Source organism: Pseudacidovorax intermedius (assembly GCF_001476815.1).
In the GTDB taxonomy this organism is placed as follows: domain Bacteria; phylum Pseudomonadota; class Gammaproteobacteria; order Burkholderiales; family Burkholderiaceae_C; genus Xenophilus; species Xenophilus intermedius_A.
The window spans coordinates 43123-65041 of the sequence record NZ_LDSL01000033.1; the positions used below are offsets into that span (position 1 = coordinate 43123).

Sequence of the window (21919 nt, forward strand, 5' to 3'; positions counted from 1 at the left end):
GGGCGGCGCGCTGCGCTTGCCCCGCGTCACCTGCGTTTCCGTCCCTTCATCCCTGCCACACACAACGACGGCCTGCGTCCGTCAGATCAACGAGGAGTGTTCCCATGGACCGTCGATCCTTCCTTCAAGGCTCCGCCACCGCCCTGGCCGGCACGGCGCTGCCGCTCTTTCCCATGGCTGCGATGGCCGCGGACGAGATCGTCGTCGGCAGCATCATCGACATGTCCGGCGGCCTCGACATCTACGGCAAGCCCATGGCGGACTGCATGACGCTGGCGGTGGAGGAGCAGAACGCGGCCGGCGGCCTGCTCGGCAGGAAGATCAGGCTGGTCACCTACGACCCGCAGTCCAACATGCAGCTGTATGCGCAGTTCGCCCAGCAGTCGGCGCTGCGCGACAAATCCACCGTGGTGATGGGCGGCATCACCTCCGCCTCGCGCGAGGTGATCCGGCCGGTGCTCACCCGCAACAGGACGCTCTACTTCTACAACACGCAGTACGAAGGCGGCGTGTGCGACCGCAACACCTTCTGCACCGGCGTCACGCCGGGCCAGACGGTGGCCAAGCTCATCCCCTACGCCATGAAGAAGTGGGGCAAGAAGGTCTACGTGGTGGCGGCCGACTACAACTACGGCCAGATCACCTCGCAGTGGGTCAAGAAGTTCGTGCAGGACAACGGTGGCTCGGTTGCCGCCATCGACTTCTTCCCGCTGGACGTGACCAACTTCGGCCCGACCATCTCCAAGATCGAGGCCGCCAAGCCCGACATGATCGTCTCGGCCCTGGTGGGTGGCGCGCACATCTCCTTCTATCGCCAGTGGGCGGCAGCGGGTCTGACCAAGAAGATCCCGCTGGCCTCCACCACCTTCGCCGGCGGCAACGAGCACATCGTGCTGTCGCCCGCGGAGACCGACGGCTTCCTGGTGTCGTACAACTACTTCCAGAACCTCGACACGCCGCAGAACAAGGCCTTCAAGGAGCGCTTCTACAAGCGCTTCGGCAGCGACTATCCCAACATCACCGAGCTGGCCATGGGCACCTACCAGGGCTTCAAGCTCTGGGCCGAGGCGGTGAAGAAGGCCGGCTCGATCGACCGCGAAAAGATGATCACCGCGCTGGAAAGCGGCATCAGCATCGACGCGCCCAGCGGCAAGGTGACCATCGACGCGCCCACGCACCACTGCGTGCTGAACGTGAGCATCGCCGAGGTGCGCAACAAGCAGCTCAACATCGTCGAGACCTTCCAGCAGCAGCCGCCGGTGGACACCAGCGCGGTGTGCAACCTCCAGAAGAACCCGAAAGACAACCAGCAGTACGTCATCAAAGCCTGAATGAAACCGCCTGGACCGAGGAGTCAATCGACATGGATCTTGCGCTGATCGTGGTCATCCAGGTGCTCTACGCCGTGGCGGGCCTGGTGATCGTCTCGGCCGGGCTGGCCGTCATCTTCGGCATGATGAAGGTGATCAACCTGGCCCATGGCGAGTTCATGATGCTCGGGGCCTATGCCGTCATCCTGGCGCTCAAGCTGGGCATCAACCTCTGGGTGGCGATGTTCGTCGTGGCGCCGGTGGCGGTCGGCGCCATCGGCGTGCTGCTCGAGCGGCTGGTCATCCGGCGGCTGTACGGCCGCATGGTCGACACCATGCTGGCCACCTGGGGGCTGTCCCTGCTGCTGGTGGGCATCGTGACCTCCATCGCGGGCAACACCACGGCCGGCGTGTCGGCGCCGCTGGGCAGCTTCTCGGTCGGGGCGTATTCGGTCAGCGGCTACACGCTGGTCATCATCGCCGTGGCGGCAGTGGTGGCCTTCGCCATCCGCTGGGTGCTCACGCACACGCAGTGGGGGTTGATCGCGCGCGGCACGATGCAGAAGCCGGACATGGCGAACGCATTGGGCATCAGCCCGAGCCGGGTCTATTCGGTGACCTTCGCCGTCGGCGCCGCACTGTCGGGCCTGGCGGGCGGACTGCTCGCGCCGCTCACGGGCGTGGTGCCGACCATGGGCGCGGCCTTCGTGGCCAAGGCCTTCATCACGGTGATCGGCGGCGGGCCGGCCATCCTGGCCGGGCTGCTGGGCGCGTCCTCGCTGTTCGGTGCCATCAACCAGCTCGCCACCTTCGCCACCACGCCCGTGCTGGGCGAGGTGGCGCTGCTCGTGGCCGCCATCGTGCTGCTGCGGCTGCTGCCGCAGGGCATCACCGGCCGTTTCTTCAAGGGGTCCCTGTGAACCGCTTCGCGAATTCGTGGGCCAGCGCCATCGTCTGCCTGGCGTTCGGCCTGGCGCTGATGCTGGGCCTGCCCTTCGTCATCGACGACTACACGCTGATCGAGGCCACCATCTACGTGGTCATGGCCATCCTGTCGGTCAGCCTGGCCTTCATCTGGGGCTACGGCGGCATCCTGTGCTTCGGCCAGGCGGCCTTCTTCGGGTTGGGGGCCTACACCTATGCCATCGCCGTGATGAACATGGGGGACAGCACGGTGCCCTTCCTGCTGGCCATCGTGGTTCCGGCGCTCTTTGCGGCGCTACTGGGGTACGTGATCTTCTATGGCCGGCTGTCCGACGTGTACATGGGTGTCATCACGCTCACGGTGACGCTGATCCTGTTCAACCTGGTCAACTCGACGGCCGGGCCCGAGTGGCGCATCGGCGATGCACCGCTGGGTGGCTTCAACGGCATCCCGGCCATCCCGACGCTCAACTGGCCGGGCCTGACGGACGAGGTGCTGACGCCCAAGGACCTGTTCTACCTCGCCTTCGCCTGCCTGCTGATCGTCTACCTGGGCCTGCGCGCATTGCTGGCTTCCAAGATCGGCCGGGTGATCGTGGCGGCCAAGGAGAACGAGCAGCGCGTGCTGCTGCTGGGCTACGACGCGCGGGTGTACAAGCTGTTCAGCTTCACGCTCGGCGGTGCCATCGCCGGCCTGGCCGGCTGCCTCTTCGCCAACTGGGGCGCCTTCACCAGTCCGACCATCTTCGGCCTGGCGCAGTCGGCGCAGATCATCATCTGGGTCATCGTCGGCGGGTTGGGCACGCTGGTGGGCCCTGTGGTGGGTGCGGTGGTCATCCAGTGGCTGACCACGCAGATCGGCACCCAGCAGACCCTCAACGCCAATCTCGTCCTCGGCGCCATCCTGGTGGTGTTCGTGCTGCTGGTGCCCAAGGGCATCGTGCCGACGGCGGGGATGCTGATCGAGGCGGCGTGGCGAAGGCTGCGCGGGCCAAGGCCTTCCGTCGCCGCACCCGTGTCGGCTGCGGCACCGATGCCCGACGCGCCGGACGCCACGTCCCTGGCCCCGCTGGAGCCCACGCGATGACCCCGCTGATCGAAACCCGCGACCTCAACGTGCGCTTCGGCGGCGTGCATGCCACGCGCGACGTTAACTTCTCGCTGGCCGAGAACGAGCTGCGCTGCGTGATCGGGCCCAACGGGGCCGGCAAGAGCACCTTCTTCAAGCTGCTGACCGGGCAGGTCAAGCCCACCTCGGGCCAGATCCTGTTCCGCGGCCAGGACATCTCCCGCATGCAGCCGCACGAACCCGGCCGCCTGGGCATCGGCATCAAGACGCAGGTGCCCAGCCTCTTCAACGGGCTGACCGTGTGGGAGAACGTGTGGCTGTCGGCCCGGCGGCTCAACAGCAGCATGCAGGCCGAGCGCATCACCCGTGAGACGCTGGAGCGGGTGGGCATGGCCGCCTACCACGACGTGCAGGCCGGCCTGCTGGCGCACGGGCTGCGGCAGTGGGTGGAGATCGGCGTGGTGATCGCGGCCGACCCGCCACTGATCCTGCTGGACGAGCCCGCGGCCGGCATGAGCGATGCCGAGGTGGCCCGCACGGCCGAGCTGATCCTGGAGATCAACCGCCAGCATGCGCTGGTGGTGGTGGAGCACGACATGAACTTCATCCGCATGATCGCGCGCAAGGTCACGGTGCTGCACCAGGGCGCCGTGATCCGCGAGGACACGCCTGACCGCATCATGAGCGACCCGCTGATCCAGCAGATCTACCTGGGCAAGAAGCCCCACTGAGTGCGAAGGCGGACCGATGCTCGAAGTCTCGAATCTGCATGCGGGCTACGGGGCCATCCCCGTGCTCAACGACGTCGCCTTGAAGATCGAGGCGGGGGAGTCGGTCGGCATCCTGGGCCACAACGGCATGGGCAAGACCACGCTGCTCAAGACGCTGATGGGCGTGATCCGGCCCACGGCGGGAACGGTGCGCTTCAACGGCACCGAGGTCGCGCGCCTGGCCCCGCATGCGCGCGCGCGGCTGGGCATGGCCTACGTGCCGCAGGGGCGGGAGATCTTTCCCACGCTCAGCGCCATGGACAACCTGCGCATGGGCCTGGTCAAGACCGGCGAACGCACGCTGGACACGATCGAGGCGCTGCTGGAGCACTTTCCCCGCCTCAAGCGATTGCTCGACCGCCCGGGCGGCTCGCTCTCCGGGGGTGAGCAGCAACTGCTGGCCCTGGCGCGCGCGCTGGCCGGCAAGCCCACGCTGCTGCTGCTCGACGAGCCGACCGAGGGCATCCAGCCTTCGATCATCGAGGAGATTGCCGAGACGCTGGCCTCGCTGCGCGACCGCACGGGCCTGACCATCGTGCTGGTCGAGCAGAACCTCGAATTCATCGCTGCCGTGTCGCAGCGGGTGCTGGTCATCAAGCGCGGCCACATCGGTGGCGAAGTGCCGCGCGAGCACCTCGGCGATTTCGAAATCATGAGCCAGTACACAGGAGTCCACGGATGAGCAACCCAGAACTGCATGACCTCGGGCTGGTCGAAGTCGGCCAGCAGATCCAGCGCAAGGCGCTGTCCTCCGTCGAGGTGACCCAGGCCCAGCTCGCGCGCATCGCCGCGCACGACGGCGTGCTCAAGAGCTATGTGCGGGTGATGGCCGACCAGGCCCTGGCCGATGCGCGGCAGGCCGACGCGGAGATCGGCCGCGGCGAAGTCCGCGGCCCGCTGCATGGCGTGCCGGTGGCCGTCAAGGACCTGTGCTGGACCGCCGGCGTGCCCACCGCCGCCGGCATGACGCTCTACCAGGACTTCGTGCCGAGCGAGGACGGCACGGCGGTGCGCAAGCTGCGCGAGGCCGGCGCCGTGATCCTGGGCAAGCTGCAGCTCACCGAGAGTGCCTATGCGGATCACCACCCGACGGTGGTGCCGCCGGTCAATCCGTGGAACGCCGCCCATTGGTCGGGCGCGTCATCCAGCGGATCGGGCGTCGCCACCGCCGCGGGCCTGTGCTATGGCTCGCTGGGGACCGATACGGGCGGATCGATCCGCTTTCCTTCGGCGGCCAATGGCCTCACTGGGCTCAAGCCCACCTGGGGTCGCGTCAGCCGCTACGGTGCTTTCGAGCTCGCCGCGACGCTGGACCACATCGGACCGATGACGCGCAGCGCGGCTGATGCGGGCGCGATGCTGGGTGCCATCGCCGGCGCCGATCCGAAGGACCCGACCGCCAGCCTCGCGGCGGTACCCGACTACCTCGCCGGCATGACGCTTGGCCTGCAGGGGCTGCGCATCGGCGTCGATTCGCGCTGGAACGGCGAGGGCGTCGACGAGGCCACCCGCCAGGTCATGGCCGGCGTGCTGGCCGCCGTGCGCGACCTGGGTGGCGCGTTGCGCGAGGTGGTCTTCCCCGATCCCACGCAGGCCATTGCCGACTGGTTTCCGCTGTGCGCCGTCGAGGCCGCCGTGGTGCATGAATCGACCTACCCGGCGCGCAAGGACATGTACGGTCCCGCGCTCTCGGGCCTGCTGGACCTGGGCCATGCGCAGAAGGGCACCGACTACCAGAAGATCGTGCTGCACCGGCACGACTTCAGCGGCAAGGTCCGCGCCCTGTTCCAGGACATCGACCTGCTGCTGGTGCCGGCGCAGGGCGTGGCCTCGCCCACGCTGGAACGCATGCGGACCTTCGGCACCGATGCCGACCTGATGTCGGCCATGCTGCGCTACACCTGCCCCTTCGACATGACGGGCAGCCCGACGATCACGCTGCCCGGTGGCTTCACCGACGCGGGCACGCCCATCGCCTTCCAGTTCGTGGCGCGCCATTTCGACGAGGCGCTGCTGGTGCGGGCGGGCTGGGCCTATCAGCAGGCGACGGATTGGCACCGGCGGCATCCGGTGCTTCGAGTCCCCTGACGCACTGACGCACTGACGCGCTGGCCGCTGCGCGGCGTCAGTCCGCCGTCGCCCCCGTCTCCCGAGCGATGCGCCCCAGCCGCGTTGTCTCGCTGCGGATCAACTGGCCGAAGGCCTCGGGCGTGCCGGCCACCACGGGCGTGCCCAGCGCCTCCCAGGACTTGCGGAAGGCCGCGTCGGCAAAGATGTCCAGGAACACGGCATTGAGCCGCTGCACGGTGGCGGCGGGTGTGCCGCTGCGCACGGCGATGCCGTGCCAGGCCGTCACCTCGAAGCCGGGCAGCCCGGCCTCGGCCATGGTCGGCACCTGCGGCAGCGCTGGGCTGCGCGTGGCCGAGGTGACGGCGATGGGCGCCAGCTTGCCCGCCTGCAGGTGCTGCAGCGAGCTGGCCAGGATGTCGAACATCAGCGGCACCTGCCCGCCCAGCACGTCGTTGAGCGCCGGCCCGGCGCCGCGGTAGGGCACGTGCGTGAGCGGCACCTTGGCCTCGCGGGCGAACAGCTCGCCCGCCAGGTGCTGCGGCGTGCCGCTGCCGGCCGAGGCGAAGTTGAGCGGCGCCTTCTGGCTGCCCGCGGAGGCGATGAATTCCTTCAGCGTGCGGGCCTTGACCGAGGGATGCACCTCCAGCACCAGCGGAAAGGCCGACAGCTGCACCACCGGCAGCAGATCCTCCTGCGCGTTGAAGGGCATGGACTTGTACAGCGCCGCATTGACCGCCATCGGCCCGCTGGCCGCCAGCAGCAGCGTGAGGCCGTCGGCCGGCGCCTGCCGCGCGACGTAGGCACTGCCCAGGTTGCCGCCCGCGCCACCGCGGTTGTCGACGATCACGGTGGCGCCCAGCCGGCGCTGCAGCTGCGGCTGCAGCAGCCGCGCCATCAGGTCGGTGGGGCCGCCCGGCGGGTAGGGCACCACGATCCGCACGGGGCCCTTGGCGGCATCGGACTGGGCAAGGGCGAAGGAAGGGGCAAGCAGGCCGGTGGCCGCGCCCGCCAGCCATTGGCGGCGATCGATCATGGGGTTTGTCTCCGGTTGTTGTGGTGGGGGATCGGGGGCGTCAGCGCGGCCGGAAGCGCGCGCGGATCTGCGCCGCCGTGGCCAGCGGCCGGCCGAGCGTGGCGGCGGCCTCGGCCGCCTGCATCACGAGGGCCGTGTTGTCGGGGGCGAGACGGCCGTCGCGCAGCCGCAGGTTGTTCTCGAAGCCCACGCGCGCATGGCCGCCGAAGGCCGCCGCGGCCGTGACGCAGGCCTGCTCGGTGGGGCCGAAGGCGCACACCGCCCACGGCTCGGGGCCGTCGCCATGCGCGGCCAGGAAGGGCAGCAGGTCGCGCGGGTCGGAGGTCTGCCCGGCGCTGTAGCGGCCCAGCACGAAGAGCAGGAACCAGGGCGCATCGGGGATGGTGCCCGCCGCGCGCAGGGCCTGCCAGCGCGACACGTCGGCCGCGTCGTAGAGGATCACCTGCACCATGGTGCCGCGCGCCGCCAGTTCGCCGAAAAAGGCGGCCAGGCCGGCCTCGCCCACGGCGGGCACGTCCACCTCGCGCAGGCCGATGGAGACGGCCTCCGGCTGCAGCGCGCGCACCATGGCAATCTGCTGCGGCGCCTGGTAGACGCGCGCCGCCTCGCTGGTGACTTGCAGCACCATCGCGTCGCCGACTGCCTGGCGCACCACGCGCAGGGCTTCGCGGTAGCCCGCGACGTCCAGGCTGTGGCGGCCGTCGGCATCGCGGATGTGCAGGTGGAGCATGGCGGCGCCGGCGTCCAGGCAGCGGCGGGCCGTGTCGGCGAGCGCCTGGGGCGTCAGCGGCACGGCGGGATGGTCGCTGTGCTGCTTGTAGGCACCGTTGGGCGCCACGGTGAGGATGAGGGGGTCGGAGGTCACGTGGCCTTGGGTTCGGAAAAAGGGGTTGCGGCAGCGCCGGGCAGCGGCGGCAGTTCGTCGCCCAGCAGATGCAGTCCAGCCCGCAGCAGGCGGTCGTAGCGCGCGCGTTCGGCCGCACGCTCGGCCTCGGGCCAGTCGCGGAAGCCGGCGCCGGCCTTCATGCCCACCCGGCCCGCCTGCACCTGCTGCTGGAGCGCCCGCGCGGGTTCCGCGTCGTTGCACAGGCTGGGATAGATGGTGGCGGCGGCGGCGCAGTGCACGTCCAGGCCTGCATGGTCGCGCTGCAGGATCGGCCCGGCGGCCAGGAAGCGGAAGCCGAAGCCGAAGCGCACCGCGGCGTCGATGTCCTCGGCGCTGGCCACGCCGTCGTCCAGCAGCGCGAAGGCCTCGCGCGCCAGGGCATGCTGCAGCCGGTTGGCCAGGAAGCCCGGCCGGTCCTTGCGCACCAGCACCGGCACGCTGGCGCAGCGGCGCATGGTCTGCATCAGGGCCTGGGCGGCGTCGGCGTCGCTGTCCGGGCCCATCACCACCTCCACCAGCGGCACCAGATGCGCGGGCATGAAGAAGTGCAGGCCGAACATGCGCGCCCGCGTGGGCAGGCCATCGGCGATGCGGCTGATGGGCAGGCCCGAGCTGTTGCTGGTGAGCAGGGCCGAGGGCAGGGCCAGCTCGACCAGCCGGGCGAAGAGCTGCTGCTTGGGCGCCAGCTGTTCGACGATGCACTCGACCACCAGGCCGACGTCGGCCCAGTCCACGGCCTCCAGCTGCTGAACGACGGTGACCGGCCCGGCATGCGCGGCGCAGCCGGCGGCCTCGAGCTGGGCACCGATGTAGGCGGGCAGCCCGGCCGCCTTGGCGGGATCGCGCTCCACCACGGTGACAGGCAGGCCGCCGCGGCTGAGCACCACGGCGACGTCTGCGCCCATGGTGCCGCCGCCGATCACGGCGGCGCCGGCGGGGCGGGCAAGGGAAGGGGTTGTCATGGCGGCGCAGTCTAGGAAGCCGGCACTGATCGGTCCAACGCTATTGCCCGATAGACTGATCGGCCACCATGATCAATCTGTCGCTGCGCGAACTGCAGGTCTTCATCGAACTGGCCGAGACGCTGAACTTCCGGCGTGCGGCGGCGCGGGTTCACCTGTCGCAGTCGGCCGTCTCGGGCGTGATCGGCCGGCTGGAGGAGACGCTGGGCGCGCGCCTGTTCGCCCGCAACACGCGCAGCGTGCAACTTACCGATGCCGGGCAGGCGCTGCTGTCGCATGCGCGCATCCTGCGGGCCCAGGCCGAGGCGGCCGCGAGCGCGGTGCGCGACGTGGTCGAGCTGCGCGAGGGCCGGGTGCGCATCGCGGCGCTGCCGTCGCTGGCGGCCACGGTGGTGCCGCCGGTGTTCGCGCGCTTCATGGCGGCGCATCCGGGCGTGCAGCTGGGCGTGGTCGATTCGCTGTCGGGCGCCTCCTTCGACCTGGTGCGCGCCGGCCAGGTCGACTTCGCGCTCACGGCCGAGAACCCGGCCTATGCCGACCTGGCCTACGAGACGCTGGCCAGCGATCCGCTGGTGCTGCTGCTGCCCGCCGACCATGCGCTGGCCGCGCGGCGCGGCCCGCTGCGCTGGGCCGAGGTGGCGGGCCTGCCGCACATCTCGATGCCGGCGCCCACCAGCGTGCGGCAGTACGCCGAGGCGGCGCTGCTGTCCTTGGGGCAGCGTTTCGCGCCGCGCTTCGAGGTGGAGCACCTGGCCACCATCAACGCCATGGTGGCGGCCGGCCTGGGGGTGTCGGTGCTGCCCGCCCTGGCGGCGCAGGTGGCGCTGGGCGGGCCGGTGGTGCTGCGGCGGCTGACGGCGCCCGACGTCCAGCGGCCCATCGGCCAGGTCCTGCGGCAGGAGCGGGCCCTGTCGACGGCGGCCTCGGCCGTGGCACAGGCCCTGCGGGCCGAACTGCTGCGCCAGCTGGGCCAGACGGCGGCCAGGCCGCGCCGCCGGGCGGCTCAGGCGCCGCGCGCGTAGGCCGTCAGCAGCGCCAGCACCTTTTCTTCGCCCTGCGGCGTGTCCGCCATCTGCGAGGGCGTCATGCCGCCCAGCAGGGCATGGGGGCGGCGCAGCCAGTCGATGGCGTCGCTGCCCAGCACGCTCTGGGCGCGCAGGTGCACCGTGTCCATGGGTGGGCGCGGCTGGGACTTGGGCGCCGTGACGAAGGGCGCGGGCCGGATCGCCTGGTGCCGCGGCGGTGCCGGCGGTTCCGCCGCGGGCCGGTGCGGCTGGAGGGCCTGGATGCCTTCCTCGATGCTGAAACCCGCCGCCTTCAGCTGGGCGGCATAGGCGTCGGCCAGGGCCTTGAGTTCATCCACCCGCAGGCGCTGCTGCTGGCGTTCCAGATCCTTGCGCTCCTGGGTGAGGCGCGCGATCTGCGCTTCCAGTGCTTCGACGCTGGAGGCACGTTCTGTCATGAGGGAGTTCGGGCGCCCCGGGGCGCTGCTTTGTTGTTGGGAGTGGGGCGAGTCTAAATGCCCGCGGCCGACAAGCCGCCGGCCGGGTGGCGACACGCCGCGTCGCCGGCCGGCCTACAGCGCCCGATTGGCGCTGCCGACACGACCGTCGCGGCGGCCGGCAGACAGTGTCTGCACGGCGACGGCGCAGGTGATGGCACCCGCGGCGCATGCCGAACCGGAGGTCGCCATGCCGCTGTCTTTCACCCCCTTCGTTCGCAGTGCCCCGGCCAGCGGTCGGGGGGCGTGGCGACGCGCCGTCGGCCTCGGCCTGATGGCCGCCGGCCTGTCCCTGAATGCCCTGGCACAGCAGCCCGCAAGCCGCGCATCGGCGCCGGAGGCCGGGTCCATGGCCATCCCGCTCTTCACCGCCGACCCGCGGCCCTCGCCGATGGGGCCGTCGCGTGCCGCGTCCGATGCGCCATCGCCTAGGCAGGTGGAAAGCCAGGCAGTAAGCCAGGCTGACCACGCGCCGCGGGGTCACCTGCCCGTGCCCGGCCCGGCGACGGACGTCGCGCTCTTCCGCTGATCGCGCCGGCCTCGCGCCGTCCTGCCCCCGCCAGCGCCCGCCTCCGACAAGCAAGCGGGCCCCGCGTCGCGTGTGCACCGTTGCCAATGCCCGGCACGCTGCGGCGCGACCGCCGACATCCGGTCTGCCATCCGCCGCCGGGCCGTGCGCCGCAGCAGGGAGGCAGGACGCCGGGCACGGCGCCCCACGCCGCCCACCCAGGCCCGACCAGGAGTCCGCATGCCCCACGATCCCGATCCATCCCCTCTGCCGCCCGAACTGAGCGCGGACGAGGCGGCGCTGCTCGCCGACATGCCCGCGCTGGGCGACGTCGGCCAGGCCCGGCGCACCTTCATGCTCCAGACCGCCGCCGGTGGCGTGGGCGTCTTCGCCGCCAACCTGCTGGCGACCGAAGCCGCCCTTGCGCAGATGCCGGCGGCTGCCGGCGCGGCCAGTGCCCCGGTGAAGGCGCTGAACGCGGTGGCGGTCACGCTGCAGATCAACGGCGAGCCACGGGCGCTGTCGCTCGATTCGCGCACCGTGCTGCTCGACGCGCTGCGCGAGCGCCTGGCGCTCACCGGCACCAAGAAGGGCTGCGACCAGGGCCAGTGCGGCGCCTGCACCGTGCTGGTCGACGGCCAGCGCGTGCTGTCCTGCCTCACGCTGGCGGCCACGCTCGAAGGGCGGCAGGTCACCACCATTGAAGGCCTGGCCCAGGGCGGCCAGCTGCATCCGGTGCAGGCGGCCTTCATCCGGCACGATGCCTTCCAGTGCGGCTACTGCACGCCGGGCCAGATCTGCTCGGCCGTCGGCATGCTGGACGAAGCCCGCCGCGGCCACGTGAGCCATGCCACGGCCGACGTGGCCGGGCCCGCGCCACGGCTCGACGACGACGAGATCAAGGAGCGCATGAGCGGCAACATCTGCCGCTGCGGCGCCTACCCCGGCATCGTGGCCGCCGTCCAGGACGTGGCCGGCGGCGCGCCGCGGGCGCAGACCTGGTCCTATGCCACCGAGGCGCAACTGGCCGCCGCCCGCCGGGAGGATGGCCATGCAACCGTTTGAGTACGTCCGCGCCACCGATCCTGCCGCCGGCGTGGCGGCCGCCGCCGCGCTGGCCGGCAGCCGCTACCTGGCCGGCGGCACCAACCTGGTCGACCTGATGAAGGAAGAGGTCGAGCGCCCGCCCCGTGTGGTGGACATCACCCGGCTGCCCCTGCGCCAGGTGCAGCGCACGCGCGGCGGCCTGTCGCTGGGCGCGCTGCTGACCAACACCGAAACCGCCAACCATCCGCTGGTGCGCGAGAACTATCCGCTGCTGTCGCAGGCCATCGTTGCCGGCGCCTCGGGCCAGTTGCGCAACATGGCCACCAACGGCGGCAACCTGCTGCAGCGCACCCGCTGCAACTACTTCTACGACCTGGCCACGCCCTGCAACAAGCGCCAACCCGGCAGCGGCTGCGCCGCGCGGGACGGGCGCAACCGCATCCATGCCGTGCTCGGCTGGAGCGAGGCCTGCGTGGCGACCTACCCCGGCGACATGGCCAATGCCCTGTACGCGCTGGACGCCGCCGTGCGGGTGCGCACGCCGGCCGGGGCCGAGCGGCTGATTCCCGTGACCGAACTGCACCGCCTGCCCGGCGACACACCGCAGCGCGACACCACGCTGGAGCCGGGCGAGCTGATCCTGGGCATCGAGCTGCCGGTGGCGGCCGCGGCCTTCGCCCGGCACGCGCACTACCTCAAGGTGCGCGACCGGGCCTCCTACGCCTTCGCCATGGTCTCGGTGGCCGCGGCGCTGGAGCTGGACGGCCAGCGCATCCGCCAGGCGCGCGTGGTGCTGGGCAGCGTGGCCCACAAGCCCTGGCGCAGCGCCGTGGCCGAGGCGGCCCTGGTCGGCCAGAGCGTGGGCGAGGCCGCCTTCCGCCAGGCCGGCCAGCTTGCCCTGCAGGACGCCCGGCCCCTGGCCCACAACGGCTACAAGGTCGAACTGGGCCGTCGCGCCGTCGAGCGTGCCCTGATGCGCGCCGCGCGCCTGGCCTGAACGCGAAGGAGACACCGCATGGCTCGCTATCTGGGCAAGGAAACGCCCCGCGTCGACGGCATCGCCAAGGTCACCGGCCAGGCGAAATACGCCGCCGAGTTCCAGGTGCCGAACGTGGCCTATGGCTTCATCGTCACCAGCACCATCGCCAAGGGCCGCATCGCGGCCGTGGACACGGCCGAGGCCGAGCGCGCCGCCGGCGTCCTGCGCGTCTTCACGCACCTCAACGCGGGGCGGCTGGGCAAGGCGGGCGCCGGTGCCGACGGCTGGGCCTGGCCCCTGCAGTCCGACCGCGTGTTCTTCAGCGGCCAGCCGGTCGCCCTGGTGGTGGCCGAAAGCTACGAGCAGGCCCGCCATGCGGCCCGGCTGGTGCGCCTGCGCTACCGCGAAGAGCCGCACCAGACCGACCTGGAGGCCGTGCTGTCGCGGGCGCGGCCCGATCCCGAATCCGCGAAAGCCAAGCCGCGCGGCGATGCCCGCGCCGCGCTGCAGGCCGCGCCCGTCCAGGTGGCGGCCGAATACCGCATCCCCATCGAGCACCACAACCCGATGGAGCCGCATGCCGCCATCGCCTTCTGGGAGGGCGACGCGCTCACCGTCTTCGACAAGACGCAGGAGGTCTACGGCGTGCGCGAGCATCTGGCCGAGGGCCTGAACGTGCCGGTGGAGAAGGTGCGCGTGGTCTCGCCCTTCGTCGGCGGGGCCTTCGGCTCCTCGCTCAAGCCCAACTACTACCCCTCGCTCACCGCCATGGCGGCGCGGGCGCTGCGCCGGCCGGTCAAGGTGGTCTACACCCGCGCGCAGATGTTCACCGGCCACGGCTACCGGCCGGCCACGGTGCAGAAGGTGGCGCTGGGCGCGGACCGCGACGGGCGGCTGCAGGCCATGGTGCACGAGGCCTTCCACAACACCTCGGCCTTCGACGACTTCTCGGACGCGACGACGCGCTTCACGCGGCAGGTCTATGCCTGTCCCAACCTGGACGCGCCGCTCAAGGTCGCCGCCACCGACCTGCCCACGCCCACCTGGATGCGGGCACCCGGCGCCGTGAGCGGCATGTTCGCGCTCGAAAGCGCCATGGACGAACTGGCCTACGCGCTCGGCATGGACCCGCTGGCCCTGCGCCTGGCCAACTATGCGGAAACGGATCCGGACAGCGGCAAGCCGTTCTCCAGCAAGGCGCTGCGCGAGTGCTACCGCATCGGCGCCGAGAAATTCGGCTGGGCGCGCCGCAGCCCGCAGCCGCGCTCCATGCGCGATGGCCGGCTGCTGGTGGGCTGGGGCATGGCCTCCAGCGTGTGGGGCGCCATGCAGATGCCGGCCAGCGCGCGCGTGGTGTACCGGCGCGATGGCAGTGCCCGCGTGGCCAGCGCCACCAGCGACATCGGACCCGGCACCTACACCGTCATGACCATGATCGCGGCCGAGTTCCTGGGCACGCGGCTGGACCAGGTGCAGTTCGAGCTGGGCGACACGCGCCAGCCGCGCGCGCCGGCGCAGGGCGGCTCCTGGACCACCTCCAGCGTGGGTTCCGCGGTGCGGGGCGCGTCGCTCGCCATCGCTGGCCGCCTGCTGGCGCTGGCGCAGCGCGACGCGGCCTCGCCCCTGGCCGGCGTGCGCGCCGACGCGGTGGAGATGCTGGACGGCCGCCTGCGCTTGAAGGCCGATGCGGCCCGCGGCGTGGACATCGCCGCGCTGATGCAGGCCGCCGGCCTGGACGAGATCGCCGAGACCCATGAGGCCAAGCCCTCCGCCGAGCGGGCCAACTACGCCTCGCTCGCCCACGGCGCGCAGTTCGTCGAGGTGAAGGTGGACCCGGACCTGGGCACGGTGAAGGTCACGCGCGTGATCGAGGTCAGCGCCGTCGGTCGCATCCTCAACCCGCTGGCGTCCCACAGCCAGGAGATCGGCGGCGTGGTCTGGGGCATCGGCATGGCGCTGGAAGAGGCCACCGAGGTGGACGACCGCTACGGCCGCATGATGAATGCCAACCTGCAGCACTACCACGTACCGGTCAACGCGGACATCCACGCCATCGAGACCATCTTCGTGGAAGAGGAAGACACGGTGGTCAACCCGCTGAGCGTCAAGGGCATGGGCGAGCTGGGCATGGTGGGCATCCCGGCGGCCATCGCCAATGCGGTCTATCACGCGACGGGGCGGCGGGTGCGCGACCTGCCGATCACGCCGGAGAAGCTGCTCTAGCGGTCAAGCGGATGCTGACGTACTGCGCACCCCTGTCGGAGTGACGGCCCGAGTCGGGCGTCGTGGGAAGACCGCCCGGAGTACCGTCAGCGTCCAGTCAAGCCATCTTGACTCTGCAGACCAGGCAACTGCCGTTCGAACCTTATGATGCCTGCGCTCAGTGCACCGCCCCCGCAATGGAACGCTTCACCATCTCCCTCGACGACGAACTGGCCCGGCAGTTCGACGAGTTCATTGCCGCCAAGGGCTACGGCAACCGGTCGGAGGCGGTGCGGGACCTGATCCGCTCGCGCCTCGGCAGCGCAACGCTCGCTCAACCGGCTGCGAAGGGGCAGGCGTCCTGGTGCGTTGCGAACGTGAGCTATGTCTACGACCACCACGAGCACACCGTCACCGCCCGCGTGATGGACCTGCAGCACGACCACCACGACTTGGTCATCACCAGCCTGCACACCCACCTCGACCATGATCATTGCCTGGAGACGGTCGTGCTGCGCGGCCCCGCCGCAGCCGTGCAGGCCTGCGCCGAACAACTGGTGGCACTGCGCGGCGTACGGCACGGCAATGTGCACCTGGTGCCGCTCGATGCCGGCGACCAGCACCGCCACGGTGCCAGCCCACCCCACGGGCACTTCAAGCCGGTGAACTGAGCGATTGGCGCCGGGGGGGCCATTTGGCGTATCGCGGTGACGCCCGGCGGTATGAATAATCTTGAATTGTTCATACAACGAGGATGCCCGTGCAACCTGTTCTTCGTCGGGCACCGTCCCTGTTCGCAGCCGCCCTCATCACCAGTGCGCCCGCCTGGAGCCAGGACGGCCACCTGCCCGAGGTGTCGGTGCGCGGCCCGCGCGATGCAGCCATCGGCACGGCCGATTCCGCCAGCGAGGGTGCCGCCGAGAAGGCATCGTTCCAGGCCCGGCCCAAGTTGCGGCCGGGCGACATCGTGGAGGCCGTGCCCGGGGTGGTGGCCACCCAGCATTCCGGCGACGGCAAGGCCAACCAGTATTTCCTGCGCGGCTTCAATCTCGACCATGGCACCGACTTCGCGGTCACGGTCGACGGCATGCCGGTGAACATGCCCACGCACGGCCACGGCCAGGGCTTCGCGGACCTCAACTTCCTGATCCCCGACCTCGTGTCCGGTGTGCGCTACCGCAAGGGCCCCTACTTCGTGGACAGCGGCGACTTCTCGCTGGCCGGCAGTGCCTCGCTCGACTACGTCAGCGCGCTCGACGCGCCGTTCGCGGAAGTCACGCTCGGCAAGAACAACTTCCGGCGCCTGCTCACCGCCGGCTCCCGCACCGTGCAGGACCAGACCTGGCTGGGCGCGCTGGAACTGGAAGGCAACGACGGCCCCTGGGACACGCCGGAGCGGCTGCGCAAGGCCAATGCCGTGGTGCGCTATTCCCAGGGCTCGCCGACGCGCGGCCTGAGCATCACCGGCATGGCGTACCAGAGCCGCTGGAACTCGACCGACCAGATTCCGCAGCGGCTGGTGGACAGCGGCGAGCTGTCCCGCTTCGGCTCGCTCAACACTACCGACGGCGGCAACACGCGGCGCCTCAGCCTGTCGGGCAAGTGGTTCGACAACGGGCCGCAGGGCAACACGCAGATCAGCGCCTATGCCATCGACTACCGCTTCGACCTGTTCTCGGACTTCACCTACTTCCTGAACCGGCCGGACACGGGCGATCAGTTCGAGCAGACCGACCGGCGGCGGGTCTTCGGCGCGCAGGCCTCGCACAGCATGCCCAACCGGCTCGGCAACCTCGACGGCATCCTGAGCTTCGGCGCGCAGTGGCGCGGCGACCGCATCGGCGAAGTCGGCCTGTACGACACCATCGCGCGGCAGCGCACGGCGACCGTGCGCAACGACAAGGTGTCGCAGGACCTCGTGTCGCTCTACGGGCAGCAGCTCGTCAACTTCACGGACAGGCTGCGGGGCTACGTCGGCCTGCGCGGCGACCTGCTGCGCTATTCCGTCGATGGCCGCGAGCCCGTCTACGGCCCGGTGAACAGCGGCCGAGGCCGTGACTCGCTGGCGAGCCCGAAGGCCGGGCTGGCGTTCACCGTCACGCCGGCCCACGAGCTCTACCTCAATGCGGGCGTCGGCTTCCACAGCAACGACGTGCGCGGTGCCACCATCCAGCTCGATCCGCAGAGCGGACTGCCGGCGGATCGCGTGCCTGCGCTGGTCAAGGGCCGCGGCGCCGAGATCGGCTGGCGCTTTCAACCGGATGAAGACTTCACGGCCACGGTCGCGCTCTGGCAGCTTCGGCTGGACTCGGAACTGGTCTATGTGGGCGACGCCGGCACCACGGAACCGGGCCGGGCCAGCAGCCGGCGTGGCTTCGAGGCCACGCTGCGCTGGAAGCTCGACCGGCGCTGGCGGCTGGAGGCCGACGCCGCGCTCTCCCGCGCACGCTTTCGCGGCATCGCGCCCGAAGGCGAAGGCAACTACATCGACAACGCGGTGGAACGCGTGGTGGCAGCAGGCGTGACCTACACCGACGGTCCGCTCACTGCATCGCTGCGCCTGCGCTACCTGGGGCCCCGCGCGCTGGACACGCTGGACAGCGTTCGCTCAAAGTCCACGACGCTGCTCAACTTCGGCGCGCGCTACGCGGTCAATCGCCACCTGACGCTCGGCCTGGACGTGTTCAACATCACCGGGCGCAAGGGCAACGACATCGAATACTTCTACGCTTCCTGCACTGCCGGCGAGGTGGCGCGGGGCGACTGCGGCGGCGGCATCGAGGATCGGCACATCCATCCGATGGAGCCGCGCAGTGCGAGGGTCAGCGCTCGCTGGACGTTCTGACCCGCGTTCCCACCGCTGCAGGCCCCGTCCGCCCATGTCGCCGTGCACGCAACTTGACTCCCAGCCTGCGCCAGCCGATCACCACGCCGGTCAGGCTCACCAGGGCGCCGCCCAGGCTCAGGCCGACCAGCAGCACATCCCACAGCGGCCGTCGATCCAGCAGGGGCAGCCAGTCCCAGCTGTGCAGCAGCGCGAACAGCCAGCGGCTTGTGCGGCGGCCGCTGTCGCTGCGGCCCAGCACGGTGCCGGTGGCCGGGTCGATGTGGACCCAGCTGCGCTGCGCATCGCCGAACACGGCCCGCAGCACGGGCAGAGGGCGCTCGGCGCCGCCGGTCATCGTGTGGGCTGCGCGGTCGTAGTAGTGGAAGTCGTAGGCCTGCAAGCGTTCGATGCGCAGCAGGGGCGCAGGCAGCAGGCCGGCGATGGCGGCCTGAAGCTGGCCTTCCTCGACCGTGTAGGCAGACGCGTCCGCGGCCTTCAGAAGCGTCGGCCGACCCGCGGCGGCGTTCGCCTGGACGACGAGTGTGCCCAGCACCGGTGTCCAGCGCAGTTCGCGTGCGCCCGCCCCGGCGACTGCCAGCAGGGCTGCAGGCGTGGCGTCGCCCGCCATCGGTTGCAGCGGCACGCCCCGCAGCGCCTGCATCCGCAACGGCGCGGCACCGGTGTCGAAGATCCGCCAGGGATTCATCGACATCAGCCCGCTGAAGATCCAGGCGAGCGTCACGGCGCCGAAGAGCAGTCCGCCGATGTGGTGCCAGCGCATGGCACGGCTGCCGTAGGGTGAGTGGGCGCCGCTCTTGTAGGGCCGGCCGAAGCGCCAGCGCATCAGACCCACCGTCATGCCGGCCAGTACGAGCATGATGCCCGCGATGGACAGCCAGTTCACGATGTCGGTCCACCACCCGTCGAGCACCCCGCCGCGGAAGGGATAGAGCCAGTGGATCCACGCACCCGCGTAGTTCCACAGACGCTCGGTGCGCGTTGCGTCGCGCACCACCTCGCCGGTCAGACTCGACACATAGAGCCACGTGTCCTCGGCATCGTCGAGCTGCAGCACGTGCAGCGGCCGGTGCGCGTCGAGCGCGCGCGAATGGGTGAAGGCGTCTTCCTGGACGAGGCCGACGTGCCGAGGCTTCGGTGTGTCCACCAGGGACGCGCCGCCGAAGGCGGCAGCGCTGGCCACGGCGGTGGCTGCATCGGCGTCGTGTAACCGCTGCCCGCTGCGGGCATCGATGACCACCGTGCCGGCCCCGGGTGAGGGGCGCCGCCGGCCGCCCGGCGCCGTTGCCGCGGGGGCTTCGGGCACGGCCAGGTACACCGGCTGGCCGGCGCGGGCCGCGGCCAGCCGCAGCTCGCGCAGGGGGCCGGCGATGCCCGCCCTCTCCAGCGCCTCGCGCGGGCCGAGCAGCCCGGCGCCATCGCCCAGCTGCGGCAGATGCGCCAGACGTTCGGCGGACGTGAGCTTGGGATAGCCCACGTACATCATCACCACACCCGAGACGAACCACATCGCGAAGAAGGCGCACAGCCCCACACCCAGCCAGCGGTGGACGAGGAAAAGCCAGCGCTTGAGGCGCACACGCATGCTGCGCCTCCGCTCAGAAGCCGACGCGCAACGTCAGGTCCGCCGTGCGTGGCTCGCCCAGGTAGGCCATGGTGCCGGTCAGGTTGGCGGCATAGACCCGGTCGGTCGCATTGCGCAGGCGCAGCGTCAGCTCGGCATTGCGGTGGACTTGATAGCTCAAGCCCAGATCCAGCAGCGTGTAGGCTGGCCAGCGCAGGGTGTTGGCCGCATCGCCGTACACGGCGCCCACGCGGCGGATGCCGACGCTGGCCTGCCACTGCGGCGCGAAAGCGTAGGAGGTCCAGAGGTTGGCCACCGTCCGCGGGGTGTTGGTGGGCGTCTTGCCGGCATAGTCCACGCCCCCTTGCCGGTAGCTGTCGTAGCGGGCGCGGGCGTAGCTCCAGTTGGCCTGCACCGACCAGTCGCGCGTGGGCTGGAGGCCGACGGCGATCTCGCCGCCGCGCGACGACTGCTGGCCCACCAGCACCGTGAGACTGCTGTTGGCCGGGTCCTGCGTCGCGATGTTCCGGCGCACGATGTCGTAGACGGCCAGCGTGGCCGTCCCCTTGCCCTGCCAGAAGTCCAGCTTGCTGCCCAGCTCGACCTGGCGGCCCGTCGTCAGCTCGCTGTTGTCGCGCACATTGGCGAAGCTGGCGGTGCTCAGCACGCCGGCCGGCGGATCGGCAGCGGTGGCGTACTGGGCATACAGGTTGGCGCCCGGCACCACGTCCCACACCAGGCCGGCGCGGCCGGTGGTCGGGCTGTAGCCGCGGGAGTAGGTCGCCGGGCTGGCTGCCGTCACCTCGCGGCGGTTGACCAGATCCAGGTCGATGCGCTCATGACGCAGCGCCGTCACCAGGCTGAGCGACGGCGTGAGGAAGGTGCGGTTCTCGGCGAAGGCCGCCACCGTGCGCACCTTGTTCTCGCGGTCGGGCCGGAAGCCCGGCGTCATGCCACGGATGGTGAAGAAGGGCTCGGTGGCGAAGACGTACGGATTCACGGTGCTGACCGTGGCCGACAGGCTGTTGGGAAAGCGTGTCTGGCGGTTCAGGCTCACGTCCAGCCCGAAGGACCAGTCGCTGCGCAGTCCGGCGATCCGGCCCTCGTAGCTTCCGTCGATGCGGTCGCCCACCATCCGCTGGTCGTGCCGCTGCAGCAGCGTCGCCGAGCGGGTGACGGCCGTGTTGCTGCGGTTGAAGGCATAGCTCTCGACATTGCGGTAATCGCGCAAGGCGTCGTAGACGTAGAAGGTGTTCCGCAACTGCAGCGCGTCGCTCACCCGCCAGTCGGTGAGCGAGCGCAGCCACTGCACGCGCTGGGCATAGATGCCATCGGCGCTGTTGTAGTTCTTGGTCCGCGTGCCGGGGTCGATGCGGGCCGTGCCGAAGAGCGGCTGCATGAGCGGTGTTCCCCAGTAGGGCCGGTCGACGTATTCCTTCTGGTATTCGTAGGCCAGCGTATGACTCAGGCCGCCGCCGAAGTCGGAGAGCAGCGAGGTCGCGAACTGGGTCGCCTCCCTGCGCGTGCCATCGGTCCAGCCGTCGCCCTGGCGGCGGTTGAGGTCGAGGCGCAGGTAATGGTCGCCGCTGCCCAGGCCGTCGCCGGCGATGCGGCGATTGAGACCGACCGCTGCCTCCTTGAGCCGGTCGCTGCCCAGCCGCAGCTGCGCCTCCGAAATGTCGTGCCGGGTCGCGAGCTTGGTGATGTAGTTGATGGTGCCGCCCACGCCGCCTGCGCCGTACAGGAAGCTGGAGGCGCCGCCGATGGCTTCGACGCGGTCGTAGATCCAGCTGTCCACCGGACGCGCGGCAATCGTGTACTGCACATTGATGCCGTTGAACAGCTGGGTGAGCGAGGCGCCGCTGAAGCCACGGTACTGCACGCCGATGTTGCCGGGCGCGTCGTGCGCCGTGACACCTGGAATGGCACGCAACACCTCCTGCGTGTTGGTGGCGCCACGGGCGTCGATGGTGGCACGGTCCACCACGGTGACCGTGGCGGGCGTCTCGCGCGGCGTGAGGCCCAGCTGGCTGCCGGTCGTCACCGGCACGTCCAGCGGAAGGCGGCCGTTGGGCTGGGCCGGCGTCTCGCGCACCTGCACGGGCGGAAGGCTGCCGACCGGCGCGCTTTGCGCATGGGCAGGAGCAACAGGGGGCAGGGCCAGAAGACAGGCCCACGCGAGCGGTGTAGGGGCGAAGGGAAAGCGAAATGAGGACATGGTTCTCGTCGGAAGGACACAGGAATCCGCG

Annotated in this window: 19 protein-coding genes; 13 read left to right on the top strand and 6 right to left on the bottom strand. The window is 70.7% G+C overall.

Annotated elements, in window-relative coordinates; all coding sequences use genetic code 11:
- Window positions 1-104: 104 nt before the first annotated feature.
- Genes NS331_RS04885 through NS331_RS04910 form a run of 6 tightly spaced genes read left to right on the top strand, consistent with a single transcriptional unit; the run spans window position 105 to window position 6161 of the window.
- A complete protein-coding gene (locus NS331_RS04885; protein ID WP_058640889.1) occupies window positions 105-1331 on the top strand; it encodes an urea ABC transporter substrate-binding protein in 1227 nt (408 codons plus the stop codon).
- A gap of 32 nt (window positions 1332-1363) precedes the next feature.
- On the top strand, window positions 1364-2230 hold the full coding sequence (locus NS331_RS04890) for an ABC transporter permease subunit (RefSeq protein ID WP_058640890.1): 867 nt from the start codon (window positions 1364-1366) through the stop codon (window positions 2228-2230).
- Window positions 2227-3321, top strand: coding sequence for a branched-chain amino acid ABC transporter permease (locus NS331_RS04895; protein WP_058640891.1), 1095 nt, complete (start codon window positions 2227-2229; stop codon window positions 3319-3321). Before NS331_RS04890 ends, NS331_RS04895 begins: the two co-directional genes overlap by 4 nt.
- Window positions 3318-4034: an ATP-binding cassette domain-containing protein gene (locus NS331_RS04900; protein WP_058640892.1), complete on the top strand. Its 717-nt coding sequence runs from the start codon at window positions 3318-3320 to the stop codon at window positions 4032-4034. The genes NS331_RS04895 and NS331_RS04900 overlap by 4 nt, the downstream gene beginning before the upstream one ends.
- A 16-nt stretch (window positions 4035-4050) precedes the next feature.
- Window positions 4051-4755 carry an ABC transporter ATP-binding protein gene (locus tag NS331_RS04905; protein WP_058640893.1) on the top strand — a complete coding sequence of 235 codons (705 nt, stop codon included), beginning with the start codon at window positions 4051-4053 and terminating at the stop codon, window positions 4753-4755.
- The gene (locus NS331_RS04910; RefSeq protein ID WP_058640894.1) at window positions 4752-6161 is read left to right on the top strand and encodes an amidase; all 1410 of its coding nucleotides are present in this window, start codon (window positions 4752-4754) and stop codon (window positions 6159-6161) included. The genes NS331_RS04905 and NS331_RS04910 overlap by 4 nt, the downstream gene beginning before the upstream one ends.
- 37 nt (window positions 6162-6198) lie before the next feature.
- Here NS331_RS04910 and NS331_RS04915 read toward each other — a convergent pair whose 3' ends face one another.
- The 3 genes from NS331_RS04915 to NS331_RS04925 are packed head-to-tail and all read right to left on the bottom strand — an operon-like array spanning window position 6199 to window position 9024.
- Window positions 6199-7176: a Bug family tripartite tricarboxylate transporter substrate binding protein gene (locus NS331_RS04915; RefSeq protein ID WP_058640895.1), complete on the bottom strand. Its 978-nt coding sequence runs from the start codon at window positions 7174-7176 to the stop codon at window positions 6199-6201.
- 40 nt (window positions 7177-7216) lie between these two features.
- Entirely contained in the window at window positions 7217-8041 is an 825-nt protein-coding gene (locus tag NS331_RS04920) for a beta-keto acid cleavage family enzyme (protein WP_058640896.1), read from the bottom strand.
- Window positions 8038-9024: a 3-hydroxyacyl-CoA dehydrogenase family protein gene (locus tag NS331_RS04925; RefSeq protein ID WP_058640897.1), complete on the bottom strand. Its 987-nt coding sequence runs from the start codon at window positions 9022-9024 to the stop codon at window positions 8038-8040. The genes NS331_RS04920 and NS331_RS04925 overlap by 4 nt, the downstream gene beginning before the upstream one ends.
- Before the next feature lie 68 nt (window positions 9025-9092).
- On the opposite strand from NS331_RS04925, the gene NS331_RS04930 reads away from it, so the two are divergent.
- Complete coding sequence (locus NS331_RS04930) at window positions 9093-10046, top strand: LysR family transcriptional regulator (protein WP_058640898.1); 954 nt, start codon at window positions 9093-9095, stop codon at window positions 10044-10046.
- On the opposite strand, the gene NS331_RS04935 is transcribed toward NS331_RS04930, so the two are convergent.
- Window positions 10028-10486 (bottom strand): MbcA/ParS/Xre antitoxin family protein, encoded by a 459-nt coding sequence (locus tag NS331_RS04935; protein WP_058640899.1) that lies wholly within the window; start codon window positions 10484-10486, stop codon window positions 10028-10030. The two genes, NS331_RS04930 and NS331_RS04935, sit on opposite strands and share 19 nt — an antisense overlap.
- Window positions 10487-10715: 229 nt before the next feature.
- Here NS331_RS04935 and NS331_RS04940 point away from each other — a divergent pair, with 229 nt between their 5' ends.
- From NS331_RS04940 to NS331_RS04965, 6 genes are all read left to right on the top strand, one after another.
- On the top strand, window positions 10716-11054 hold the full coding sequence (locus NS331_RS04940) for a hypothetical protein (RefSeq protein WP_153012748.1): 339 nt from the start codon (window positions 10716-10718) through the stop codon (window positions 11052-11054).
- A 219-nt stretch (window positions 11055-11273) separates the two neighbouring features.
- Window positions 11274-12098, top strand: a complete 825-nt coding sequence (locus NS331_RS04945; protein WP_058640901.1) for a 2Fe-2S iron-sulfur cluster-binding protein — start codon at window positions 11274-11276, stop codon at window positions 12096-12098.
- Entirely contained in the window at window positions 12085-13077 is a 993-nt protein-coding gene (locus tag NS331_RS04950) for an FAD binding domain-containing protein (RefSeq protein WP_058640920.1), read from the top strand. Before NS331_RS04945 ends, NS331_RS04950 begins: the two co-directional genes overlap by 14 nt.
- A gap of 18 nt (window positions 13078-13095) precedes the next feature.
- Window positions 13096-15282 (top strand): xanthine dehydrogenase family protein molybdopterin-binding subunit, encoded by a 2187-nt coding sequence (locus NS331_RS04955; protein ID WP_058640902.1) that lies wholly within the window; start codon window positions 13096-13098, stop codon window positions 15280-15282.
- Window positions 15283-15458: 176 nt separating this feature from the next.
- Window positions 15459-15932 carry a nickel-responsive transcriptional regulator NikR gene (gene nikR, locus NS331_RS04960; protein WP_058640903.1) on the top strand — a complete coding sequence of 158 codons (474 nt, stop codon included), beginning with the start codon at window positions 15459-15461 and terminating at the stop codon, window positions 15930-15932.
- An 83-nt stretch (window positions 15933-16015) separates the two neighbouring features.
- Window positions 16016-18106, top strand: coding sequence for a TonB-dependent receptor (locus NS331_RS04965; RefSeq protein ID WP_058640904.1), 2091 nt, complete (start codon window positions 16016-16018; stop codon window positions 18104-18106).
- Here NS331_RS04965 and NS331_RS04970 read toward each other — a convergent pair.
- Both NS331_RS04970 and NS331_RS04975 read right to left on the bottom strand, forming a co-directional pair.
- On the bottom strand, window positions 18084-19691 hold the full coding sequence (locus tag NS331_RS04970) for a peptidase (protein WP_058640905.1): 1608 nt from the start codon (window positions 19689-19691) through the stop codon (window positions 18084-18086). The two genes, NS331_RS04965 and NS331_RS04970, sit on opposite strands and share 23 nt — an antisense overlap.
- A 13-nt stretch (window positions 19692-19704) precedes the next feature.
- Window positions 19705-21888: a TonB-dependent receptor gene (locus NS331_RS04975; RefSeq protein WP_058640906.1), complete on the bottom strand. Its 2184-nt coding sequence runs from the start codon at window positions 21886-21888 to the stop codon at window positions 19705-19707.
- Between the last annotated feature and the right edge of the window lie 31 nt (window positions 21889-21919).